This window comes from Actinomycetospora chibensis, assembly GCF_028737215.1.
Taxonomy (GTDB): domain Bacteria; phylum Actinomycetota; class Actinomycetes; order Mycobacteriales; family Pseudonocardiaceae; genus Actinomycetospora; species Actinomycetospora chibensis.
The window spans coordinates 118,780-138,951 of record NZ_JAQZAM010000010.1; the positions used below are offsets into that span (position 1 = coordinate 118,780).

General features: G+C 75.7%; 18 protein-coding genes and 1 pseudogene. 1 reads left to right on the forward strand and 18 read right to left on the reverse strand.

The window, feature by feature from the left end:
• The first annotated feature begins 51 nt into the window (after window positions 1-51).
• A complete protein-coding gene (locus PH189_RS16790) occupies window positions 52-1,536 on the forward strand; it encodes a GAF domain-containing protein (protein ID WP_274189953.1) in 1,485 nt (494 codons plus the stop codon).
• Window positions 1,537-1,612: 76 nt separating this feature from the next.
• Here the strand turns inward: PH189_RS16790 and PH189_RS16795 are convergent, their stop codons facing one another.
• The 18 genes and pseudogenes from PH189_RS16795 to PH189_RS16880 all read right to left on the reverse strand — a co-directional run bounded on the left by PH189_RS16795 (window position 1,613) and on the right by PH189_RS16880 (window position 20,121).
• Window positions 1,613-2,398, reverse strand: coding sequence for a hypothetical protein (locus tag PH189_RS16795; RefSeq protein ID WP_274189954.1), 786 nt, complete (start codon window positions 2,396-2,398; stop codon window positions 1,613-1,615).
• Between the two features lie 150 nt (window positions 2,399-2,548).
• A complete protein-coding gene (locus PH189_RS16800; protein WP_274189955.1) occupies window positions 2,549-3,379 on the reverse strand; it encodes a type III pantothenate kinase in 831 nt (276 codons plus the stop codon).
• A 251-nt stretch (window positions 3,380-3,630) separates the two neighbouring features.
• Window positions 3,631-4,014: pseudogene (gene panD / locus PH189_RS16805) on the reverse strand (aspartate 1-decarboxylase); the annotation flags it as partial.
• Between the two features lies 1 nt (window position 4,015).
• Window positions 4,016-4,933 (reverse strand): pantoate--beta-alanine ligase, encoded by a 918-nt coding sequence (gene panC / locus PH189_RS16810; protein ID WP_274189956.1) that lies wholly within the window; start codon window positions 4,931-4,933, stop codon window positions 4,016-4,018.
• Window positions 4,930-5,913, reverse strand: a complete 984-nt coding sequence (locus tag PH189_RS16815; RefSeq protein WP_274189957.1) for a Rossmann-like and DUF2520 domain-containing protein — start codon at window positions 5,911-5,913, stop codon at window positions 4,930-4,932. Before PH189_RS16815 ends, panC begins: the two co-directional genes overlap by 4 nt.
• A gap of 195 nt (window positions 5,914-6,108) precedes the next feature.
• Window positions 6,109-7,329, reverse strand: a complete 1,221-nt coding sequence (locus PH189_RS16820; RefSeq protein WP_274189958.1) for a PrsW family intramembrane metalloprotease — start codon at window positions 7,327-7,329, stop codon at window positions 6,109-6,111.
• 51 nt (window positions 7,330-7,380) lie between these two features.
• Window positions 7,381-8,388 carry a DUF6779 domain-containing protein gene (locus PH189_RS16825; RefSeq protein ID WP_274189959.1) on the reverse strand — a complete coding sequence of 336 codons (1,008 nt, stop codon included), beginning with the start codon at window positions 8,386-8,388 and terminating at the stop codon, window positions 7,381-7,383.
• A gap of 89 nt (window positions 8,389-8,477) precedes the next feature.
• Window positions 8,478-8,957, reverse strand: coding sequence for a DUF3180 domain-containing protein (locus PH189_RS16830; protein WP_274189960.1), 480 nt, complete (start codon window positions 8,955-8,957; stop codon window positions 8,478-8,480).
• Complete coding sequence (gene folK / locus PH189_RS16835; protein ID WP_274189961.1) at window positions 8,957-9,460, reverse strand: 2-amino-4-hydroxy-6-hydroxymethyldihydropteridine diphosphokinase; 504 nt, start codon at window positions 9,458-9,460, stop codon at window positions 8,957-8,959. Before folK ends, PH189_RS16830 begins: the two co-directional genes overlap by 1 nt.
• Window positions 9,457-9,831, reverse strand: coding sequence for a dihydroneopterin aldolase (folB, locus tag PH189_RS16840; protein WP_274189962.1), 375 nt, complete (start codon window positions 9,829-9,831; stop codon window positions 9,457-9,459). Before folB ends, folK begins: the two co-directional genes overlap by 4 nt.
• Window positions 9,828-10,646, reverse strand: a complete 819-nt coding sequence (gene folP, locus PH189_RS16845) for a dihydropteroate synthase (RefSeq protein WP_274189963.1) — start codon at window positions 10,644-10,646, stop codon at window positions 9,828-9,830. Before folP ends, folB begins: the two co-directional genes overlap by 4 nt.
• A 70-nt stretch (window positions 10,647-10,716) precedes the next feature.
• Entirely contained in the window at window positions 10,717-11,331 is a 615-nt protein-coding gene (gene folE, locus PH189_RS16850) for a GTP cyclohydrolase I FolE (protein ID WP_274190086.1), read from the reverse strand.
• 73 nt (window positions 11,332-11,404) lie between these two features.
• Window positions 11,405-13,957, reverse strand: coding sequence for an ATP-dependent zinc metalloprotease FtsH (gene ftsH / locus PH189_RS16855; protein ID WP_274189964.1), 2,553 nt, complete (start codon window positions 13,955-13,957; stop codon window positions 11,405-11,407).
• 168 nt (window positions 13,958-14,125) lie between these two features.
• Complete coding sequence (locus PH189_RS16860) at window positions 14,126-15,709, reverse strand: helicase HerA-like domain-containing protein (protein ID WP_274189965.1); 1,584 nt, start codon at window positions 15,707-15,709, stop codon at window positions 14,126-14,128.
• 210 nt (window positions 15,710-15,919) lie between these two features.
• Window positions 15,920-16,561, reverse strand: coding sequence for a hypothetical protein (locus tag PH189_RS16865; protein WP_274189966.1), 642 nt, complete (start codon window positions 16,559-16,561; stop codon window positions 15,920-15,922).
• A gap of 25 nt (window positions 16,562-16,586) precedes the next feature.
• Complete coding sequence (locus PH189_RS16870; RefSeq protein ID WP_274189967.1) at window positions 16,587-17,795, reverse strand: ABC transporter permease; 1,209 nt, start codon at window positions 17,793-17,795, stop codon at window positions 16,587-16,589.
• Window positions 17,792-18,502: an ABC transporter ATP-binding protein gene (locus tag PH189_RS16875; protein ID WP_274189968.1), complete on the reverse strand. Its 711-nt coding sequence runs from the start codon at window positions 18,500-18,502 to the stop codon at window positions 17,792-17,794. Before PH189_RS16875 ends, PH189_RS16870 begins: the two co-directional genes overlap by 4 nt.
• Window positions 18,503-18,504: 2 nt before the next feature.
• Window positions 18,505-20,121: an efflux RND transporter periplasmic adaptor subunit gene (locus tag PH189_RS16880; protein ID WP_274189969.1), complete on the reverse strand. Its 1,617-nt coding sequence runs from the start codon at window positions 20,119-20,121 to the stop codon at window positions 18,505-18,507.
• Between the last annotated feature and the right edge of the window lie 51 nt (window positions 20,122-20,172).

Here is a 20,172-nt window from a genome sequence, read left to right on the forward strand (position 1 = left end):
AGTGCCACGACGGCACTCGTCCCGCCTCCCGTTCCAGTGCTGGGGGCGCCGATGCCGGTGGGCGACGGCGATGGTGGACGCCCCGCGACGGGGGCCCCCACCGACGACCCGGTGGAGCGCGGCCGGCTGCTCGAGAGGATCCGGGACGCCGTCCTGTCCGGCACGGTGGGTCCCGCCTCGCCCCGCGACGTGGTGTCCGCGTCGTGGCGCCGCTCGCTCGACGCGCACGTCGACCCGGACCACGGGCGCCCGCGTCACGTCTTCGGCGCCGACGAGCTCGACGAGGTCCGCGGCAGCCACGTGCTCGCCCCGGTGCTGCCCGTCCTGCGGCGCACCGTGCTCGACGCGGCCGACGAGGCCGTCCACATGATGATCGTGACGGACGCCCGCGGACACATCCTGTGGCGCGAGGGCAACACCGGCGTGCTGCGCCGCGCCGACGACGTGGCCCTGGTCGAGGGCACGCGCTGGAGCGAGGACTCGATCGGCACCAACGCCATGGGCACGGCGCTGGCCGACGGGCGCGCGGTGCAGATCCACTCGGCCGAGCACCTGGTGCGGCTCTACCGCACGTGGACGTGCGCCGCGGCCCCGATCCACGACCCCGACACGGGCGAGGTGATCGCGGCCGTCGACCTCACCGGCCCCCTGAGCACGTTCCACCCGAGCACGTTGGCCCTCGTGCGCGCCGCCGCCGAGCTGGCCGAGATGACGCTGCGGGCGCGTCTCGTCGAGCGCGACGAGCGGCTGCGGGCGCGCAACGAGCCCCACCTCGACGGGCTGCGCGGCGAGCCCGGCGCACTGCTCGCGCCCCGCGGCAGGGTCCTCACCGCCCGGCCCGACGGCTGGCTGCCCGAACGCGTGCCGATCCCCCAGGACGGCGACCGCGTCGACCTCGGCGACCGCGGCGAGGGCCTGCTCGAGCCGCTGGCCGAGGGATGGCTGCTGCGCCTGGCGCCGCGCACCACGTCGCGCCCGACGCTCGCCCTGCCCTTCCTCGGCGCCGAGCGTCCCGTCGCCCGCCTCGACGGGCGTCCGGTGCGGATCAGCCTGCGCCACGCCGAGATGCTCGTGCTCCTCGCCCTGCACCCCGACGGCCTCACCGCCGACCAGCTCGCCCGGGCGCTCTACGGCGAGGCCGGCAACCCCGTGACGGTCCGCTCCGAGGTGCACCGCCTGCGCGCCGCCCTCGGCTCCTCGATCATCAGCACCCAGCCCTACCGACTGCGGGTCCGCGTCGACGCCGACTTCATCGACGTCCGCGCCGCCCTGCGCGAGCGGCGCCTCCCCCCGCCCGACGTCCTCCGACGCGGCACCCTGCTGCCCACCTCCGACGCCCCCGGTGTGCGCGAGGAGCGCGACGTCATCGAGGTCGGCGTGCGCGGAGCGGTCCTGCGCCGCGGTGACGTCGACGCCCTGTGGGCGCTCGCCCAGACCGAGTCCGGCGCCGAGGACCCCGAGATCGCCCGGCGCCTGCGCCGCCTGCTGCCCGACGGCGACCCGCGCCGCGACCGGATCGTCGACCGGTCGGCCTGAGCGCGCTCGGCCGGTGCTCGCTCGGCCGGTGCTCGCTCGGCCGGTGCTCGCTCGGCCGACGGGCACATGTCCGGCGTCAGCCTCCCGTGCACAGGCTGCCGCGGTCGGCGACCCGGTACCGCGGTGTGGTGGCGTCGGTGGTGCCACCACCGCCACCCCCCGTACCGCCACCGGCCGTTGCCGTCACGGCCATGAACGGGGAGTGCCGGTAGACGTCGACGACCACCGGGGTGGTCCCGGTACCGGGGACGTCGACGGTGCCGGTGTACTGGGTGCGGCAGTCGTCCTGCGCGCGCTGCGTCAGCCCCGAGCCTCCCCACTCCCGCACCATCGTGTCCTGGAAGGTGTCGGTGGGCGCGGTGTACCGGTAGAAGACGAACGCCGTGCCGTCGCCCTGTCCACTGCAGGCCAGCCCCTCCGCGCTCAGGGGGATCTGCGCGTCGGGGGTCGTCGGGGTGCAGGTGCCGTTGCCCCCGAACATGCTGGTCAGTGTGGAGGGACTCGACGGGGGTCCGCTCTGGGCCGGCGGCGCGACGGGCCCCGGGACCGGAGGTGCGGACAGCGCCCGGGCCATGATCGTCACGGCGAGGACGATCCCGCCGAGCAGCACCAGGCCGAGGAGGAACGCGATCAAGGCCGTTCTCCGGCGCGGGGGCGGCGGCGGAGCCGGCGGCATCCAGGAGGTCGGCGGTCCGGCGCCGTAGGGGGTCGGGGGTCCGTAGCCGTAGGACAGCCCGGCCGGTGGGACGTCACCACGGCGGGGCGCGGGCACGTAGGGGTAGGGGGCCGGCGGCGGCATCGTCGCCCACGGCGGCCCGGGGTGGGGTCCGGCGCCGTGGGGGTGCTCGTGGATCTGGCTCATGGTCGTTCCTCCGGCGGGCCGTGCGCGGCGTGTCCGTGCCGGCCCGAGCCTGCGCGGCCGCGCCGCGACCCTCCATCGGGAGCGCCCCCGTGCCGGGCCGGGCAGGCCCCCACCGGGCGCGGGGGCGTGCCCCCTCGCGGAGGTGGTGCCTCAGGAGCGGGCGGCGCGCCGGGCGGCCCGGTCGTCGCGCCGCTCCCGCCACCGGCGGTGCACCGTGCGCAGGCCGAGCAGGGTCAGGTCGGGCACGTGCTCGGTGACGGTCGCGCACTCGCCGACCACCAGCGGCGCCAGGCCACCCGAGGCGAGCACGGCGACCGGCGCGCGCCCGTCGGGGTCGCGGGCGGTGATCTCGCGCGCCACGCGGGTCACGAGGCCGTCGACCATGGCCGCGGCCCCCAGGACGAGCCCGGCCTGCATGCTCTCGACGGTGTTGCGCCCGAGCACCGAGCGGGGCACCACGAGCTCCACCGGGCGCAGCGCGGCGGCACGCACGGCGAGCGCCTCGGCGGACACGGCAACGCCCGCGGCGATCGCACCGCCGAGGAACTCGCCGCGCGCCGACACCGCGTCCACCGTCGTCGAGGTCCCGAACGTGACCACGACGCACGGCCCGCCGTGGCGCTCGTAGGCGGCGAGGGCCTGGACGACGCGGTCGGCGCCGACCTCCTTGGGGTTGTCGACGAGCAGCGGCACGCCGGTGCGGACGCCGGGCTCGACGAGCAGGTGGTCTAGGCCCGCGAAGTGCCGGGTGACCATCCCCCGCAGTTCGCGCAGCAGGGCCGGCACCGTGGACAGGGCCGCCACCGCCGACACGTCACCGACCCGGGTGCCGAGCAGACCGCGCACCAGCAGCGCGAGCTCGTCGCCCGTGGCACGCGGCTCGGTGCGCAGACGGGCGTCCCAGACCGCGGCGCCGGTCTCGTCGTCCGGGTAGAGGGCGAGCGCGATCTGAGTGTTGCCGACGTCCACGCACAGCAGCACGACGGCCTCGCCCTCCCCCCGGGTGCCCGGCCCTAGTGGTCGGCGGACAGCAGCGCGTCGAGACGCCGGGCGTCGGTGGTCTCGGCGGGCTTGCGGCCCGACCGCCCGCCGCGACGGCTCGCCTGCTCCCGGGGCGGCGCGGCCGGCTCGGCGCCCCAGGTGTTGCCGACGGTGGTCATGGCGGGCCCGGCGACGGCCTCACGACGGGCCGGGCGGGCCTCGGTGCCGGGGCGCAGCAGGGACGTGGTCGGCGCGGCCGCGGGCACGCGGGCCGGGTCGGCGCCGCGGTCGAGGACGCGGTTCGCCTCGTCGACGAACACCACGCGCGGCTGGTACGTGCGCGCCTCCGCGTCGTCCATCACCCCGTAGGAGATGAGGATGACGAGGTCGCCGGGCGACACCAGGTGTGCGGCCGCGCCGTTGATCCCGATGACCCCCGAACCGGCGGGTCCGGTGATCACGTAGGTCTCGAGGCGGGCGCCGTTGGTGACGTCGACGATCGCGACCTGCTCGCCGGGGAGCAGGTCCGCGGCCCGCATGAGGTCCTCGTCGACGGTCACCGAGCCCACGTAGTGCAGGTTCGCGTCCGTCACCGTCGCACGGTGGATCTTGGACTTCAGCATCGTGCGCTGCACGTCAGACTCTCCTCACGAGGGACACCGCGGCGTTGTCGATCAGTCGGGTGGAGCCGGCCCGGGCCGCCACGAGGAGCCGTGCCGGACCGATGGTCGGGTTCGGGGCGAGGTCGTCGTCCCGCAGCTCGAGGTAGTCGACCTGCAGGCCCGGCTCGGCGGCCAGGACGGCGTGCGCGGCGTCGAGCACCGCGGCCGCGCCCTGCTCGCCGGCGTACTGCCCCGCGGACAGCGCGGCCGAGAGCGCGACCGCGGCCGCCCGCTCGTCCGGCGACAGGTAGGCGTTGCGGCTCGACAGGGCCAGCCCGTCGTCCTCGCGGACGGTCGGGACGCCGACAACGTGGACGTCGATGTCGAGGTCGCGCACCATCCGCTTGATCAGCGCGAGCTGCTGGTAGTCCTTCTCGCCGAAGAACGCGACGTCGGGCACGGCGATCGCGAAGAGCTTGGCGACGACGGTGAGCATCCCCGCGAAGTGCCCGGGGCGGATCGCGCCCTCGAGCTCGTCGCCCAGGGGCCCGGGGTGGATCGAGGTCGCGAAGCCGTCGGGGTACATGTCCTCGACCTCGGGCGCGAAGACCAGCTCGACGCCCTCCTCCCGGCACATCTCGAGGTCGCCCTCGAAGGCGCGCGGGTAGCGGTCGAAGTCCTCGGTCGGCCCGAACTGGCGTGGGTTCACGAAGATCGAGACGACGGTGGTGGCGCCCGGGACGCCCCGCGCGCGGCGCATCAGCTCGCGATGGCCCTCGTGCAACGCGCCCATCGTGGGCACGAGGTTGACGCGACGGCCGGCGCCGCGCAGGGCCTTCGTGACGCGGCGCAGCGCGGTCGGGTCGCGCTGCACCGTGAGCCGGTCGGCGTGGTACTGCGGACGGGCGCGACCGACGAGGTCGTGCGTGCGCAGGCTGGAGGGCTTGGTCACGAGCGGGGCCTCTCGGCGAGGGCGTCCACCACGTCCTGCGCGGCGGTCGCGTCGAGCAGGCCGCCGGCGCGGGCGCGCTCGGCGGTGCGCCGGGCCAGCGCCCGGTAGAGCGGCACGGCGTCGGGGGCCCGCTCCTGGAGGTGGCGGACGTGGGTGGCGATCGTGCCGGCGTCGCCGCGCACGACGGGGCCGGTGAGCGCGCGGTCACCGTGGCGCAGGGCGTTGTCCAGGGCCGCGGACAGCAGCGGGGCCAGGACCCGCTCGGCGGGCTCGATGCCGGCGCCGGAGAGCAGGTCGGCGGCCTCGCGCACGAGCGTGACCAGGTGGTTGGCCCCGTGCGCGAGCGCCGCGTGGTACAGCGGGCGGACGGCCTCGGGGATGCGCACCGGCTCGGCGCCCATCTCGACGACCAGCGCCTCGCCGACGAGCCAGGCGGCCTCCGCGTCCTCCCCCGGGCCCTCGGGCGCGGTGACGCCGACGCAGGCGCCGGTGAGGCGCGCGACGTCCTCGGCCCGCCCGGTGATCGTCATCGCCGGGTGCAGGGCGATCGGCAGCACCTCGTGCTCGGCGGCGGGGGCCAGCACACCGACCCCGGCCGCGCCGCAGGTGTGCACCACGATCTGGCCGGGACGCAGGCAGTCCGACGCCGCGAGGCCCCGGACCAGGCCGGGCAGCACGTCGTCGGGCACGGCGAGCAGCGCGAGGTCGGCGCGGCGCACGACCTCGTCGGGCGGGAGGATCTCGGCGCCGGGCAGGAGCTCCTCGGCCCGGACGCGCGACGCGCGGGACACCGCGGAGGCGGCGACGACCTGGTGACCGGCGTTCGCGAGCGCGGCGCCCAGCACCGCACCGACCCGCCCGGCCGAGACCACGCCGACCGCGAGCCGAGAGCCCTCACGAGGAGTCGGGGTCGCGCCCCTGGACGGATCGGGGGAGCCCTGCTCCCACCGCCCGGCGCCCCCGTCGGCGTCGGTGCTCACGCGCCACCTCACTCGTTCGGCTCGTTCCCGTCCCGCCAGCGCGGGTACCGGACGATCACTGGGACCCACGGTAGTCGTCGGGGGCGGCGACGGCCGCCGCGGTGAGCGGGTTCACGCCGCGCGGTGGTGGCAGCGAGGGCGTCCCTCGCTGCTTCCGGCGCAGCCGGGGCGACCCTCGCTCCCGGCGTCGCAGGCTCAGGCGCCGGGCGGGCGCAACGGTGGCCCGCCGGGCCAGGACGGCGGCGGGCCGACGTGACCCTGGGTCGGCGCCCCGGCAGGGCCCTGGACGCCGGGCGCGTTGACCGCGGCGAGGCGGGCGCGCACGACGTTGTCGAGGAGCTCCGCGTGCCAGTCGGGCCGCGGCGGCAGGGCCCCGCGCTCCGCCCGGGCGCGCAGGAACGCGAGCTCGGTGACCGCGTGCTGGTAGTCCTCGACCGCCCGTGCCGCGGGCGCCCCGGCCCGCCGGTGCACGGCCGCGCGCCAGCGCCGCCGCCCGGTGAGGCTGGAGAGCAGCGGGACCTCGCTCGGCGCGATCCAGCCGGCGGCCGCGAACCCCGGCATCTGGCGGGCGAGCACCTCGCGCTCGCGCCGTCGCTGCCACACGACGAGCTCGATCATGCCGGCGAAGAGCGGGAGCATGATCAGGACGTAGACGCCGAAGAAGCCGGCGCCCAGCTGCGTCGACGAGTTCCACAGCGCGTGCAGGATGACGGCGAGCACGTAGCCGCCGAGCACCGCGAGCGTGCCGACGACGCGCGACCGCGCCTGCGACGCGATGCCCACCCCGATGCCGATCATGGCTGTGAACAGCGGATGCGCGAACGGCGAGAGCACCCCGCGCAGCACGAAGGTCGCGAGCACGGCGGTGCCCGGCGCGCCCTCGGCGTCGGTGAAGGCGCGCCCGAAGTAGATGATGTTCTCGGTGAACGCGAAGCCCGCCGCCGTGATGCCGGCGTAGACGACGCCGTCGACGATCCCGTCGAACTCCCGGCGCCGGACCAGCAGCAGCCCGACGACGAACGCGCCCTTGACGAACTCCTCGACCAGCGGGGCCGAGATCACCGCGCCGATCACGTCGCCCTGACCGCGCCCGAGCAGCAGCTCGGCGGCGATGATCGCGCTGGAATTGATGACGACCGCGACGAGCGCCGACAGCCCGGCGCCCCAGAGGAACGCCGCGAGCAGCAGCCGCGGGGGCTCGGGCTCGAACCGGTCGATCCAGAGGAACGCCGCCACGACCGGGGCCACGGGCAGCAGCGCGAGCACCACGCCGATGACGACGCCGACGACCCCGATCTCGGTGCTCGCCAGTCCGACCGTCACGAGCCCGCACACGCCGAGCACGATCAGGCCGACGACCGGCCACACGAGCGTGCGGCGCTGCTGCGGCGCGAGCCGTACCGGAGGGGCGATCACCATTCGGGAGGGTAACGACTCCTCCACGCCGCAGCCCGCCCGACCGCCGGGTCAGGGCTCGCGGCGGCGCCTCCCACCGGCGCGACCGTTGGCGGCGTGGGCGGCCAGGAGCTCGGCGACCGTGCGTCCGCCGGAGTCGGAGTCGGTGGACCGGCGGGACGTCTCGTCCGGCGCGCTGCGGCGGCCGGGGCGCTCGTCGGGCCGTCCGGGACCCGGGGCTGGGGCCTGCTCGAGGGCCTGCTCGAGGGCCTGCTCGGGGGCCACTTCAGTGGGGGGCTCGTAGCCGGCCGAGCGCACGTACTGGTCGACGAACGACCCGGTCGCGACCACCGACGCACCGGCCGCGGTCGGCGGGACGTCGGCCCTGGCCGGGGGCGGCGACACGGGCCGCGACGTCACCGCGCGGCGCCCGTCCACGCCCCCGCCGGAGCGGGGCGCAGGCGCGACGGGCACCGCGGGGCGCAGGGGCGTGGGCGGCGGGACCGGGGGCGGTACGGCGGCGGACCGTCCGGCCGGCAGGGGCCCGGAGTCGCCGACGACCCGCAGGCGCGTGTCCCGGGGCCGGGGCGCCAGGGGCCGCAGGGGCTGCGGCGCGACGGGCATCCCGGCCGACTGGAGCGTGACGGCGTCGGCGCCGGTCTCGAGGCGCATCCGCTCGAGCTGCTCGCGCAGGGATGCCGCGTCCTCGCGGGCCTTCTCGGCGGCCCGCTCCGACTCCTCCCGCGCGGCCGCCTCGCGGGCCAGCTCCAGGTCGTGCTCGCGGCGCAGGGCGGCGACCACGTCGTCGGCCTCGTCCTGGGCCGCGGCGAGGTCGGCGGCCGCGTCCTGCGCGGCCTCGTCCGCTCCCGCCGCCCCGCGGGCATGGCGGGCCACCACGATGCCGGCGACGACAGCGGCCCAGAGGGCGGCGACCACGCCGAGGCGCAGCCAGCGGGCGTCGTCGGCGAGCACCACCGCGGCGGCGGCCAGCGCCGCGAGCGTCGCCGCCGTGGCCAGCAGCGCGGCGCGACGGCGGTCGGGGCCGGCGCGTCCGCGCAGCTCCCCGTCCGGGGTGCTCATCGTCGCAGGATAGCCCCGTGCCGGAACGGTCCCGGTCACCCGGCCGGACGAGCGCGTGGTCGCGCCCGGCGACCGGTCCGCCGCCGCGGTCAGGACCGCCGCCGTTCCGGGTCGTCCCGGTGATCGTCCCGGTCGTCGGGGATGCGCAGGCAGTACTCCAGCCAGAGGCCCGCGCCGAGGAGCACCGCACTGCCGATCACGCCGACGATCGCGCCGGCGGTGTCCGCGCCCGCGGCGTCGACCTGGCCGCTCAGCGGGAGCACGTAGGCGAGGACGCCCAGCCACGCGCCGCCGAGCACCGCGCCGGCCACCGAGGACGCCTTGGCCAGCGCGACCGCGCGAGCGGTGGCGATCGCGTCGACGGGACGTGAGCCGGGCCGGCGCCGGATGCGGGCACGCAGCACCGCCGCGAGGACGAGCTCGGCGATGCCCAGCATGAGCGGGGTGAGCCCGGCGAGCAGGGGCAGCGGAGGCAGGTCGCCGTAGGCCACCTGCACCGCCAGGTTGACGGCCAGCCCGACGGCGACCGCGGCGACCACCAGCAGCGACGGGCTCGTGCGCGTCCTCATCACGACACCCGCGCCGCGGGGTCGGGGCGCACCCCGTCGCGCTCGGCGGCGGGCAGCGCAGCGAGCAGGTCGGCGACCCGGCCGTGCCCCGCGATCCGGGCCCCGGGGTCGACGTCGAGCCAGGGCACGAGCACGAACGCCCGCTGCGCGGCGCGCGGGTGCGGCAGCGTGAGCTCGGGGTCGTCGCTGGTCGTCCCGTCGACGTCGAGCACGTCCACGTCGAGCGTGCGCGGGCCCCAGCGGACGTCCCGCGTGCGGCCCGCGCGGCTCTCGGCGGCCCGGGCCCGGGCGAGCCAGTCGCGGGGACGCGAGTTCGGGTCCTCGACGACGACCACGGCGTTGAGGAAGTCGTCCTGGTCCACGCCGCCCCACGGCGCGGTCGCGTAGACCGGCGACACGGCCACCACCCGGGCGCCCGCGGCACGCAGGGTCGCGAGGGCGCCGCGCAGGTTCGCGGCGCGATCGCCGATGTTCGAGCCCAGCGACAGCACGGCCCGGCTCATCCGCGCTCCCCCGCCCGGGACCGCCGCACCACCACCGCGACGTCGTCGAACGGCACGGTGATCGGGGCCTGCGGCTTGTGGAGGGTCACCTCGACGGCGGTGACCCGCTCGTCGTCGAGCACCCGCTGCGCGACCTCGGCCGCCACCGCCTCGATCAACCGCCGCGGCGGGCCGGCGACGACGGCCGCCGCGCCCTCGGCCAGCGCGCCGTAGTCGACGGTGTCGGCGAGGTCGTCGGACGCCCCGGCCTCGGCGAGGTCGACGTCGAGCACCAGGTCGAGGACGAAGTCCTGCCCGTCCCGGCGCTCGTGGTCGAACACGCCGTGGTGGCCCCGCACCGTCAGACCGCGCAGGGCGATGCGATCGCTCACGGCTCGATCTCCGCCGGCGAGGTTCCCCAGGACCACGCCGCCGCCACCGCCACGGCGTCCAGCGACGGGCCGACCTCGTGCACCCGTACGCCCCAGGCGCCGTTCGCGGCGGCGAGCGCCGAGACGGCCGCCGTCGCGATCTCCCGGCCGTCGGGCGGGCGGGGCGTGCCATCGTCGTCGGCGAGCAGGGCGCCGAGGAAGCGCTTGCGCGAGGCCCCGACGAGCACCGGGAAGCCGAGCCCGGTGAAGACCGAGAGCTTGCGCAGGATCTGCCAGTTGTGCGACGCGGTCTTGGCGAACCCGAGACCCGGGTCGAGGACCAGCAGCGACGGGTCGACGCCGGCGAGCACCGCGCGGTCGACCTGCTCGACCATCTCGGCGCGGACCTCGCCGACGACGTCCTCGTAGGAGGCGAGCTCGACCATCCGATCGCTCGGGCCGCGCCAGTGCATGATCACCCACGGCACGCCGGCCTCCGCCACCGTCCGCGCCATGTGCGGGTCGGCCAGGCCGCCCGACACGTCGTTGATCATGCTGGCGCCGGCCTCGACGGCCGCGGAGGCGACGGCCGCGCGGGTGGTGTCGACGGTGACGCGTACCCCGGCCGCCACGAGGTCCCGGATGACGGGCACGACGCGCGCGGTCTCGGTGGCGGCGTCGACCCGCTCCGCGCCGGGCCGGGTGGACTCGCCGCCGACGTCGACGAGGTCGGCGCCGCGCTGGTGGAGGTCGATGCCGTGGGCGACCGCGTGGTCGCGGTCGAGCCAGCGACCGCCGTCCGAGAACGAGTCCGGCGTCACGTTGAGCACGCCCATCACGACGCACCGGCCCGGGTCGGGCAACCGGTGCGAGCGGGGCGGCTCGGACCCGACGGGCGCCCCCACCTCAGCCGCCCCGGATGAGGTTGAGGGCCTCCGCCCGGGTGCTGGCCGAGGTCTTGAAGCTGCCGCGTACGGCCGACGTCGTCGTGCGCGCGCCGGGCTTGCGGACGCCGCGCGACGACATGCACTGGTGCTCGGCGTCGATCACCACCAGCGCCCCCCGGGTGTCGAGACGCTCGGCGAGGGCGTCGGCGATCTGTGTGGTCAGACGCTCCTGCACCTGCGGGCGGCGGGCGTAGAGGTCGACGAGCCGGGCGAGCTTGCTCAGGCCCGTGACGAGCCCCTGCGTTCCGGGGATGTAGGCGACGTGCGCGACCCCGTGGAAGGGCAGCAGGTGGTGCTCGCACATCGAGAACATCGGGATGTCCCGGACGAGGACGAGCTCGTCGTGGTTCTCGGAGAACGTGCGGTCGAGCACGGCCGGCGGGTCGGCGCGCAGCCCGGAGAACAGCTCCTGGTACGAGCGCGCCACCCGGCCGGGGGTGTCGCGCAGGCCCTCACGGTCGGGGTCCTCACCGATGGCGATCAGCAGCTCGCGCACGGCGGCCTCGGCGCGCTCGGCGTCGAACGGTGGCAGCTCCGGCGCCGGGCCGGTGCCGTTCGCCGACTGGCCGTCCAGTTCCTGACTGGTCGTCACGTCTCCCTCGCGGTCTTCCTCGACCGGCCGGCGGACAGCCGGCCCTGCGGTTGGCTCAGCCCTGGCCGCGGGGGGTGTCCCGGCCGTCCGAGCCGGACGAGCCGGTGGTGCCGTCGGACCCGTCGTGACCCCAGCCCGTGGACGACGACCCGGTGTGCCGACCCTCCGACCGACCTTCCGGCCGGCCGTCCGACCGGCCCTCGCGGGTTCGGCCATCCGGGTCACCGTACGGGTTCGGCACGGATTCGCCCGCCGGGCGTGACGCGCCGTACTGACCCGGCGCCTGGCCCTGGCCCGGCCCGCCGGAGCGCCCGGCTCCGCCCGGGTTCCACGTCGTGCCATGCGGCACCGTCGCGGGCGTCCAGCCGGGAGGGGCACCGTAGTTCGGTGCCACCGACGACGGCTTGTCCTCGGCCGAGCGACGGCCGCCGCCGTTGGAGCCCGCGGCGACGCTGCGGTAGACGTCCGGGATGCCCTGCGTGGGCGTGCCCTGGGGCGGGGTGGGCGACTGGCCGCCGTCGTGGGGACGGTCGTGGCCGTTGCCCGCGGCGTGGGCGCCGTAGGAGCCGTTGACGGCGGGAGCCGGCGCGTGGCCGTTGCCGGCGACGGAGCCGACGGCGGCGGGCTCCTCGCGCTGCTCGCCGGGCGGGGGCCACGGCTCGCCGCGCTCGGCGGCCTGCTCGCGCCGGGTCTTGATCGGCGGGCGGTCGGAGGGCACGCGCTCGCCGAAGTCGTTGAACGCGGTGATCCGGGGCCGCTTGGTGACCGACGCGAAGATGCGCTCGAGGTCGCGGCGCTGCAGCGTCTCGTGCTCGATCAGCTCGCCGGTGAGCGCGTCGAGCGCGTCACGGTGGACGTTGAGGATGTCCCACGCCTCGGTGTGCGCCGCCTCGATGAGCTTGCGCACCTCCTCGTCGATCTCGTGGGCGACCTCGAGGGAGTAGTCGTTCTGCTTGCCCGCGGTGCGGCCGAGGAAGGGCTCGCCGCCCTCCTGGCCGTACTTGACCGCCCCGAGCTTGGCGCTCATGCCGTACTCGGTGACCATCGCGCGGGCGATCTTCGTCGCCTGCTCGATGTCGGACGACGCGCCGGTGGTCGGCTCGTGGAACACGAGCTCCTCGGCCGAGCGTCCGCCCATCGCGAACACCAGCCGGGCGAGCATCTCCGAGCGGGTCATGAGCTCCTTGTCGTCCTCGGGGACGACGAGGGCGTGCCCGCCGGTGCGCCCGCGGGGCAGGATCGTGACCTTGTAGACCGGCTCGATGTCGGGCATCGCCCAGGCGGCCAGCGCGTGGCCGGCCTCGTGGTAGGCCGCGACCTTCTTCTCCTGCTCGGAGATGATGCGGCTCTTGCGGGCCGGGCCGCCGATCACGCGGTCGACCGACTCCTCGAGCGCGGCGCTGTCGATCTCGGTCTTGCCCAGGCGGGCGGTGAGCAGCGCGGCCTCGTTGATGACGTTGGCGAGATCGGCGCCGGAGAACCCGACGGTGCGCTTGGCGAGACCGTCAAGGTCTGCCTCCGGGGCCAGCGGCTTGCCCGCGGAGTGCACCGCGAGGATGGCGCGACGGCCGGCGAGGTCGGGCGCGGCGACCGGGATCTGGCGGTCGAAGCGGCCCGGACGCAGCAGCGCGGGGTCGAGGATGTCGGGCCGGTTGGTGGCCGCGATGAGGATGATCCCGCCGCGGGCGTCGAAGCCGTCCATCTCGACGAGCAGCTGGTTGAGCGTCTGCTCGCGCTCGTCGTGGCCACCGCCCATGCCGGCGCCGCGGTGGCGGCCGACGGCGTCGATCTCGTCGACGAACACGATGCAGGGGGAGTTCTGCTTGGCCTGCTCGAACAGGTCGCGCACCCGGGAGGCGCCGACGCCGACGAACATCTCCACGAAGTCCGAGCCGGAGATCGTGTAGAAGGGCACGCCCGCCTCGCCGGCGACCGCGCGGGCCAGCAGCGTCTTGCCGGTGCCGGGCGGGCCGTAGAGCAGGACGCCCTTGGGGATCTTCGCGCCGAGCTGCTGGTAGCGGGTCGGGTTCTGGAGGAAGTCCTTGATCTCGTAGAGCTCCTCCACCGCCTCGTTCGCCCCGGCGACGTCGGCGAACGTGGTCTTCGGCATGTCCTTGTTGAGCTGCTTGGCCTTGGACTTGCCGAAGGACAGGACGCGGTTGCCCCCGCCCTGGGAGTTCATCATCCAGAACAGCAGCAGGAGCACCAGGCCCAGCGGGATGAGGTAGATCAACATCTGGGTGAGGATCGAGTCCTGCGTGACCCGGGTGTCGAAGCCCGACCCGGCCGGGTTCTCGCGGACCAGGGCGAACACCTGGTCGGTCGCTGCGGCCGGGTACTGCGCGTAGATCTGGTTGGTCGTCGTGGGCGCGGCGCCGTCGACGCCGGGCACCTGCACGGGGTTGGTCAGCGTCAGGCGGAGACGCTGCTCCTTGTCCTCGATCGTGATCTCGGACGCGTTGCGGGCCTCGACCTGCTGCAGGGCGAGCGACGTCGGGGCCTCGGTGAACCCGCGGGTGTCGCTGAGCAGCGACGAGACCCCGAGGTAGACGAGGAAGAACACCACGATCCAGATGAGTGGATTGCGGAGAAGGCGCTTGCGGTCCATACGGTTGCGGCCTCCAGGCGGCCCTCGACCCTCCCCGGGTGGACCCTGCGGTCGGTGTCAGTCGTCTCGGCTCGGGGTCCGCCCACGCACGGACGTCCGTGGGGCCCTGATCTGCTCAATGTACCCCGCGGACCCGACGGTGGTCCGGGCGCGCAAGACCGGTGGCCCTCAGCGACGGCGGCGCGCGGTCCCGAACAGCCCGCGGGTGATCTCACGACCGAGCTGGCTGGCGAGAGAGCGGACGAAGGACTTCACCGCCGGGTTGGCCATCGCCTTCTCGACCATGCCCGGGCCCTCGTCCTCGGCGGGCGGCGGAGCCTGCGGCGGTGCCTCCTGCGGGGCCTGCTGCGGCGGCACCGGCTCGGCCGGCGGCGTGCCCGGCGCGCTCGTCGCCCCCGTGCGTGCCGCGAGCTTCTCGTGGGCCGACTCGCGGTCGATGGGCGTGCCGTACTTCGGCCACAGGGGCGAGCCCTGGGCCGCCTCGGTGACCGCGGGCTCCCCGATCGCGGTCATCAGCGAGCGCGGTGCGCGCACCCGCGTCCAGGCCACGGGCGTCGGCGCCCCCCGCTCGGAGAGCACGGTGACGAGGGCCTCGCCGGTGCCCAGCGTCGTCAGCAGCTCCTCGATGTCGTAGACCGCGCTCTTCGGGTACGTCCGCGCCGTCTTCGTCAGCGCCTTCTGGTCGTCGGGGGTGAACGCGCGCAGGGCGTGCTGCACGCGCGCCCCGAGCTGGGAGAGCACGTCATTGGGGACGTCGGTGGGCTGCTGGGTGCAGAAGAAGACGCCGACGCCCTTGGAGCGGATGAGCTTGACCGTCTGCTCGATGCGGTCGAGGAACGCCTTCGAGGCGTCGTTGAAGAGCAGGTGCGCCTCGTCGAAGAAGAAGACGAGCTTCGGCTTCTCGACGTCGCCGGCCTCGGGGAGCTCCTCGAACAGCTCGGCGAGCAGCCACATGAGGAACGTCGAGTAGAGCGTCGGGTCGGCCTGCTGGTCGGCGAGCTCGAGCAGCGTCACCCGCCCTCGCCCCTGGAACGGCCCGTCGGGCTCGACGACGAGCAGGTCCTCCGGGTCGAACTCGGGCTCGCCGAAGAACTCGTCGCCGCCCCGGGCCTCGAGGTTGACGAGCGCCCGCAGGATGACGCCGGCCGTCGACGCCGAGACCCCGCCGATGCCCTTGAGCTCGGCCTTGCCCTCGTCGGAGATCAGGTACTGGATGACCGAGCGCAGGTCCTTGGTGTCCAGCAGCGCGAGGCCCTGGCCGTCGGCCCAGTGGAAGATCAGCCCGAGCGTCGACTCCTGGGTCTCGTTGAGCCCGAGCACCTTGGACAGCAGGATCGGCCCGAACCCGGTGATCGTCGCGCGGACCGGCACGCCGATCCCCTGCCCGAGCGAGAGGAACTGCACGGGGTAGGCCGTCGGGGCCCAGTCGTCCCCGGTCTCGTGCGCGCGCTGGGTGACGCGGTCGGACGTCTCGCCCTCGCGCGCGAGACCGGAGAGGTCGCCCTTGATGTCGGCGAGCAGCACCGGGACCCCGGCTGCGGAGCACTGCTCGGCGAGGTTCTGCAGCGTCTTGGTCTTGCCCGTGCCGGTCGCGCCGGCCACGAGGCCGTGGCGGTTCAGCGTCGCGAACGGGATGCGGACGTGCGCCTCCGGCACCGCGACGCCGTCGATCACGACCGCTCCCAGCTCGAGCGCCCCCGCCTCGGTCGCATATCCGGCGGCGATCTCTGCAGCTGCACCCTGGTCGGCCACGGGGGGAGGCTAGCGGGCCGGCGCGCTCCCGGGGTGGATCACCGGCGTGGGGCTCGCGGGCGTCTGGGAGCGAGGGTCACCTCGGGTGCATCCAGCGCAGGCAGGGTGACCCTCGCTCCACCTCGGGTCCGCGGGCGGCGGTGAGCGAGGGACGCCCTCGCTGCCTCCCACGCAGTCGGGGTGACCCTCGCTCCACCACCCTGCGAGCGCTCAGGACCCCGCGGGCACGTCCACGCGCACCGCGGTGATCGCGCCGTCGGCGCCGCGCTCGGCGTGCACCGTCACCTGCTGGCCCACCCGCAGGCCGGCCGGGCCGTCGGGGCGCGGGACGGCGACGCCGGTGCCCGCCGTGGTGCGCAGCGGCGTGAGGGTGCCGTCGCCGGAGCGGACGGTGACGATCGGGAAGCCGCCGCCCGTCGGCTGGACGGACTCGACGACGCCGAGCAGGTCGGGTACCGAGCCGGGCCCGGTGTCCGGGGCGGTCGCGCGGCCGATGAAGGCCCCGAGCGCCAGGCAGACGACCCCGCCGAGCACCAGCAGCAGGATCCGGGTGGAGCGCGCGAGCCCGGGCCGCTGCAGGCGGGTGGCCAGGTCGACGTCGTCGACGGGGCGGTCGAGCACCGACGCAGCGTCGTCCTGCCGGGGCGCGGGCCGGGTCTGCCGGGCCGGCCCCGACCGGCGCGCCGGGGGCGGCGGGACCGGGAACTGCTCGGTGGGCGCGGCGTCGGGCGTGTGCACCGCCGTGGGGGCCTCGGCATCACGGCCGTCGTCACGGCCGTCGCTCGCGTCGCGGTCGTCCCGCGACGGCTCGGTGTCCGTCGACGTCCCCTCGTCGGGGTCGGGCTGGGTCACGGCTCCTCCTGGAGGTCCACGGGTGTCACTCCCGGCGCAGGGCGTCGATGGGCCGCAGGCGGGCGGCGCGGCGGGCGGGGTAGGCGCCGAAGAAGATGCCGATGGCGGCCGACACCGCGACGGCGGCCACCACCGCGGCGGGCAGGATCACGGGCCGGAAGTCGCCGAGTGGCACGAGCGTCCCGGCGTAGCCGACCGCGACGCCGAGGATGCCGCCGACCACGCTGAGGATGATCGACTCGACGAGGAACTGCCCGAGGATCGCCGACGGCGGCGCCCCGAGGGCCTTGCGGATCCCGATCTCCCGGGTCCGCTCCGTGACCGACACCAGCATGATGTTCGTGATCCCGATCCCGCCGACCACCAGCGAGATCGCCGCGATCGCGGCGAGCAGCAGCGTGAACGCCGAGAGGGTCTGGTCGAGGACGTCGGCGAGCTGGCGGGCGCTGATCACCTGGTAGTCGCGGGCGTCGACGCCGTCGATGCCGTGGCGGCGGTCGAGGATCGAGTTGATCTCGCTCTCGGCGGCGGCCTGCGCCTCGGTGGACCGGGCCTGCACGACGATCTGGCTCAGGTTGCCGAAGCCCGTCAGCGAACCCTGTACGGCGGTCAGCGGGGCGAGGATGTTCTCGTCGGGGTTCGACAGCCCCTGCCCCTGGCCGGCCGGCGCGAGGGTGCCGATCACGAGGAACGGCACGTCGTCCACCAGCACGTTCTGTCCCACCGGGTCCGAACCGGCGCCGAACAGGTCGTCGGCGACCGTCCGGCCGAGCAGCACGACCTTGCGGCCCGCCTCGACGTCGGCGTCGGTGTAGAAGCGGCCGGTGCCCATCTGCACGTTGGCGCCCGAGAAGTAGGACGGGGTGCTGCCGACGACGGTGACGTCGCTGGTCGCCCGGCCGGCGGCGGTGGTCGCCGAGAGCGTCACCACCGGGGACACCGACGCGACGTCCGGGGCGCCCTGGGGATCGGCGAGCGCCCGGGCGTCGGCCGAGGTCAGCGGGCGTCCGTCGGTGCCCGCGGTCTCGGGGGGCTGGCGCGGCAGGACCGTGATGCTGTTGGCGCCCAGGCCCGCGATCTGGCTCTGGATGTAGACCGACGCCCCGTTGCCCAGCGCCGTCAGCAGGATGACCGCGGCGATCCCGATGATGATCCCGAGCATCGTCAGCAGCGACCGCAGCCGGTTGGCGATCAGGCCGCGCATCGCAAAGCGGACGATCTCGATGACGCTCACCGTCGCGCCGCCTCGGTGAGCCGACCGTCGGTGACGACGACCACGCGCTCGGCCCGCGCGGCCACCTCGTCGTCGTGAGTGATGATCACGATGGTGCGGCCGGCCTCGTGCAGGCGGTCGAACAACCCGAGCACGTCGGTGGTGCTCGCCGTGTCGAGGTTGCCGGTGGGCTCGTCGGCCAGCAGCAGCGCCGGGGTGGTGACCAGGGCGCGGGCCACCGCGACCCGCTGCTGCTGCCCGCCGGAGAGCTGGTTGGGACGGTGGTCGGACCGTCCCTCGAGCCCGACGAGCGAGAGCGCCGCCTCCGCCCGCTCGCGGCGCACCCGCCGCCCGACACCCGCGTAGACCAGCGGCAGCTCGACGTTGGCGAGCGCCGTCGTGCGCGGGATGAGGTTGAACGCCTGGAAGATGAAGCCGATCTGCCGGTTGCGCAGCACGGCCTGCTGGCGCTCGTCGAGGTTCGCGACGTCGAGACCCTCGAGCAGGTAGCGACCCGAGGTCGGGGCGTCGAGACAGCCGAGCATGTTGAGCAGCGTCGACTTGCCCGACCCCGACTGGCCGATGACCGCGACGTACTCCCCGCGGCGGACGCTGAAGTCGACGTCCCGCAGCGCGTGGACCGCGGTCTCGCCCTCGCCGTAGACCTTCGAGAGGCCGCGGACGTCGAGGACGTGCTCGACCTCCCCGACGCCCTCGATGGCCGACACCGTCACCCGCCCCCGCCGGAGCCGCCACCACCGTTGTTGTCGAGACGCGGCGGCGGCTGGCCCGGCGCGAAGGCGTTGCCGGTGTTCGGGTCGGGCAGGACGACGAGCTCGCCGGGCGCGAGGCCGGAGCGGATCTCGGTCAGCGTGTCCGAGCTCAGCCCCAGCCCGACGGTGCGGGCCTGCGGGAGGCCGTCGGGCCCGAGGACCTGCACGGTCCCGGAGGTCGCGCCCTCGCCGCCGATCGGCGTCACGGCCACCGACGGGAGGAACGCGACGTTCGGCGACTGCGCGACGGTCACCGCGACGCTCGCGGACATCCCCGGCCGCAGGTTCGGTGGCGGGGTGGTGAGCGTGACGGCGGTGCCGTACTCGACCGAGGTGCCGGCGCCGGGCAGCAGGTCGACCGCGCTCACGATGCCGGGCAGCGCCTGCCCGGGCAGCGCGTTGACCGAGACCTCCACCGGCTGCCCGACCGTCAGCCGCCCGACGTCGAGCTCGGGGACGTCCGCGCGGATCTGGAGGGTCGTGAGATCGAGGACGGTCATGGCCGCCGGAGCCGTCGGCGACCCCGTGACCGACGCGGTCCCCCCGCCCGACTGCGCACCGGCCCCGCCCGAGGCCGCACCGGCCGCCGCGGAGGCGCCGGCCCCGGTCCCGCCCGCGGTGCCGTCGGGCAGCGTGCCGCCGGTCGGGTTGCCCGACGTCGTCGAGCTGCTCACCGTGGCGCCGGCCGACACGATCTGGCCGGGGCCGATGTCGAGGCTGACGACCGTGCCGTCCTGCGGGGACGAGAGCTCGAGGTCGTCGGCGGACTGCTCGGCCTGGATGACCGACGCCTCGGCCTGCGCGAGCGCCGCCTCCGCCGAGGCCACGGCGCCCTCGGGGGTCGAGGCACCGGCGGCGCCTCCCGCGGCGCCCGCGCCCGACCCGCCGGCGGCTCCGGACCCGGTGCTGCCGGTGCCGGTGCCCGGCGTCGGCGTGGGCGTGGGCGTCGGGGCGGCGGCCTTCGGTTGCGAGGAGAAGCCGTGGACGCCGACCAGCGGAGCGTTCTGCTGCTGGGGCTGCTGCTGGCTCGAGGGCGGCTGGCTCGGCGGCGGCTGTTGCTGGGCCGGCGCGGGCTGCTGCTGAACCTGGGGCTGCTGGCCGGCCGTCGGCTGCGCGGCCGGCGGCATCGTGCCGCCCGCCGCCAGCTGCTGCGCCGCGGGCTGCTGGGCCGGCGCGGCGGTGGTCGTCGGCTCGTCGCGTGCCTCGCGGGCGTCGCGCAGCTGCTGGCGGGCGGAGTCCCGCTGGGCGCGCGCGGCCTCGAGGTTCGCCTCGGCGTACTCCGGGTCGAGGGTGGCGACGACCTCGCCCGCCGTGACGGTCTCCCCGATGGCCACCCGGACGTCCTCGACGCGTCCGCCGGCGGCGAAGTTGAGCGTGGAGCTCCGGGCGCTGGTCACGGCGCCGGAGGCAGTGACGGTCTCGGCGACCGTGCCGCGGCCCACCGGGGTGGTGCGCAGGCCGGCGTCGTCCGTGCCGCTCGAGGACAGGGCCACCACGGCGCCGCCCGCGGCGAGCAGCACGACCAGCACGATCAGCCCGTTGACGATCCACAGAGAGCGACGCCCACCGGCCATGTGGCGGACGCTATCCCCACGTCACGCGTCCCCGACGCCCGGGTCCGCACT